We start from the raw sequence: 3,365 nt of genomic DNA, 5'->3' as shown, positions 1-3,365 counted from the left end.
ATTCCCAAATGCGTTTAACCGCTATGGGATAGAGAGGTGCGTAGTTCACCCAAGGAGAATCAATCTCTCGAAGTAAAAGTGAAGGGAATTTCTGAAATGGAATTCAGTCTGTCTATATTTGACTATACTTTTACTAACTATGACAGGTCTTTTGCGGCGGGTCTAATATTGATTTTTATCAACGATTAATCTAAGTTGCTCGACAAGAAGCTATATTAAGTAATAATACCTACAGCCTCATCCTGAGGAGGGAACATGGTAGTTAATCCGCTTCCCGATTTCTCGTTACCGTCAGAATTAACAGATATTCTGCAATCATGCCCGAATTTCACCCTGGCTGCGGATGTCGAACAACTAATTGAATTAGCCGTTAAAGATGCCAAAAACGGCTATCATGAGGTTGCCTATGACATCCCCAACCGAGGTAAAGTGGTAGAAGCCTTAGTGTGTCGGGTTCGCAATGGCATTAGTGCTAATTATACGGAACCGTATATGCGGCGGCGCGATCCCGATTGTATGGTCATTGGCGACGAGTTGCCAACTAATAAACCGACTTTTAAGTCTCGTTTTGGTTTTGAGTTTGAAGAACTAAGACAACAGACCTTCGCGTGGTTAAAAACTCAAGAATTAGCACTTTTTACCTTTGTAGCTGGAGTCAAGGGAAAAGGCCCCGATGTTGTGGTTGTCGCCCCTGCTAACGCCGGTTTCTTCGCTTTAGGGCTTTCTCTGCTCCAAGGCATCGACGATCCTAGTGAAATCGGTTCTGACTTTTTACCCGGGGCGGTTCTCTATGTGGCGCCGCCGTTTCGCCATCAGGTGTTTCAAGGCAAGCAAGTGGTTGTCCATAACCGCCGTCCGGGGTTGCATGAGCTATTCAGCTACAATCTTTATCCCGGTCCTTCGGCTAAAAAAGGAATCTATGGCGTATTGTTAGCCATGGGAGAGCAGGAAAACTGGGTGACGGCCCACGCATCTACCGTTCAAGTGATTACCCCCTACGATCACAAAGTCACCTTTATGCACGAAGGGGCAAGTGGTGGGGGAAAAAGTGAAATGCTAGAACCGGCTCATCGCCGCCCCGATGGGAGTCTCTTATTGGGAAAAAATCTGGTCACGGGGGATGAACGCCACCTAATCTTACCCAAAGCTTGCGATTTGCGTCCTGTAACCGATGATATGGCCCTCTGCCACCCCAGTCTGCGCCAGCCCAAAAATCAAGACAAACTGGCTTTAATGGATGCAGAAAACGCTTGGTTTGTGCGTCTCAATCACATCACCCATTACGGCACCGATCCCTATTTAGAAGAACTGACCATTCATCCACCCCATCCGCTTTTATTTCTCAATATCGAGGCACGGCCGGAAAGTACCGCTCTGATTTGGCAACACATTGAGGATGAGCCAGGAAAGCCCTGCCCCAATCCTCGCGTGGTCATTCCCAGAGATATCATCCCTAACGTAGTTAACGGGGCAGTTAGCGTCGATATTCGCAGTTTTGGGGTGCGGACTCCTCCCTGCACTAAGGAAAGACCGAGTTACGGCATCATCGGGCTGCTGCATCTTCTCCCCCCCGCCTTGGCTTGGTTGTGGCGGTTAGTTGCTCCTCGCGGTCATGCCAATCCCAGTATCGTCGAGAAGGAGGGGATGAGTTCCGAAGGGGTTGGCTCTTACTGGCCCTTTGCCACCGGACGGCGAGTGATTCAAGCTAATCTGATTTTGCAACAAATTCTCACCACCCCCAAAGTTCGTTACACCCTCTGTCCCAATCAGTATATTGGTGCTTGGGAAGTGGGATTCATGCCTCAGTGGATCGCACGGGAATATCTAGCCCGTCGGGGTGGCGAAAAATTTTCTCGCCAACAGGTTGTTCCCTCCCGTTGTCCCTTGCTCGGTTACACCTTCCGCTCGATGATGGTTGAGGGGCAAACTATCGGTAACTGGTTTTTCCGTGTCAACCTGCAACCAGAAGTGGGAAATGAGGCCTTTGACCGGGGGACTACGATTCTTAAAGAATTTTTTGCCGGCCAACTTCGGCAATTTCTCGAACCCGATCTCGATCCTCTGGGTAAAACAATTATTGACTGCTGCCTCTCCGATGCCAGTTTAGAAGATTACGAACGACTGATTCCCTACCCGATCATCAGTGATGAAGACTGATTAGGGCTGGCTGAATAAATCTAAAAACCTTGTTGGGTAAGACTTTTAGACTTTTTGTCAATCAAAAAGTACCAGATATGGGAGTGATCGGGGGGAAATTTCAGGGACTTTTTCCCACACCCCACACCCGACACCCCACCAACAAGCTTATTCAGCAAACCCTAACCACTACTAAAAATTATCTTTTTTCCCCCGCAACCGTGCAAACACTTGTACTGGTTCGCTGCTATTCATGGTCATGGCCAAAGCGGGACTATCCCAACGCAAAAAAGGATTAGTCAGCTTTTCCGTCCCCAAAATTGCCGGAATCGTGGGAAGATCTTCAGCGCGATGTTTTTCCACTTCCTGATAACGCTGTTGCAGAGCAGCATTATTAGGGTCAACTGTCAAGGCAAACTTTAAATTATTTAACGTATATTCGTGAGCGCACCAAACCCTGGTCTGGTCGGGAAGCGATCGCAATTTAGTTAAAGAAGCCACCATTTGCCCCGGTGTTCCCTCAAATAAACGACCACAACCCCCAGAAAACAGGGTATCACCACAGAATAACTCGCCGTAATCTCCGGGGTTAACCGGGGGAAAATAATAGGCAATATGAGCGCGAGTGTGGCCGGGGACAAAGAAAACCTCGGCCCGGCGACCGGCAAATTCCACCCGGTCCCCCTCCTCTAAAAACAGCTGCTGGCCCGGAATGCGACCGCGATCCTCCTTTCCCCCATAAACACAAAGATGGGGATAACGATTAATTAAAGCCTGATTAGCCCCCACATGGTCGCCGTGGTGATGGGTATTGAAAATAGCGACTAAATCCACCTGTAAAGCCTCTAATCGCCTGAAAACCGGTTCAGGTTCCGCCGGATCCACCACGGCCGCGATTTTTTGCGCTCGATCGTAGAGAAGGAAAATATAATTATCGGAAAGGGCGTTAAGACGTTCGATCTCCATGGTAGAATCTTGGGCTAAGGTTTAACTCGATCATACCTATAGCAGCATCTTTTAGAAATCAGGCTAGAAGCCTCAACCACTGGGACAAAATCTTAAATGTGGCCGATGTAGAATAATAACTATAATAACTGAACTTCCCCCATACATATATACCACAATAGCTGAAAACCCTTATCCATCAATGGATGCACCCCCTTAACTTTTCTTAATGTACCCATGTAATTTGTAACATTTCTTAATGGACAAGAATTCTCTCCCTTTGC

The 3,365-nt window shown here is 47.8% G+C and carries 2 protein-coding genes; one reads left to right on the top strand and one right to left on the bottom strand.

Annotated elements, in window-relative coordinates; all coding sequences use genetic code 11:
- Positions 1-255 precede the first annotated feature (255 nt).
- On the top strand, positions 256-2,157 hold the full coding sequence (locus tag O9323_RS05345; protein WP_002754908.1) for a DUF4914 family protein: 1,902 nt from the start codon (positions 256-258) through the stop codon (positions 2,155-2,157).
- 171 nt (positions 2,158-2,328) lie between these two features.
- Here O9323_RS05345 and gloB read toward each other — a convergent pair whose 3' ends face one another.
- Positions 2,329-3,102, bottom strand: coding sequence for a hydroxyacylglutathione hydrolase (gene gloB, locus O9323_RS05340; RefSeq protein WP_002754910.1), 774 nt, complete (start codon positions 3,100-3,102; stop codon positions 2,329-2,331).
- Between the last annotated feature and the right edge of the window lie 263 nt (positions 3,103-3,365).

It is taken from the genome of Microcystis sp. LE19-131.1A, assembly GCF_027532015.1.
In the GTDB taxonomy this organism is placed as follows: Bacteria; Cyanobacteriota; Cyanobacteriia; order Cyanobacteriales; family Microcystaceae; genus Microcystis; species Microcystis ichthyoblabe_A.
Note: the sequence above shows the minus strand (reverse complement) of the source record. Positions and strands in the feature narration are given on the sequence as shown.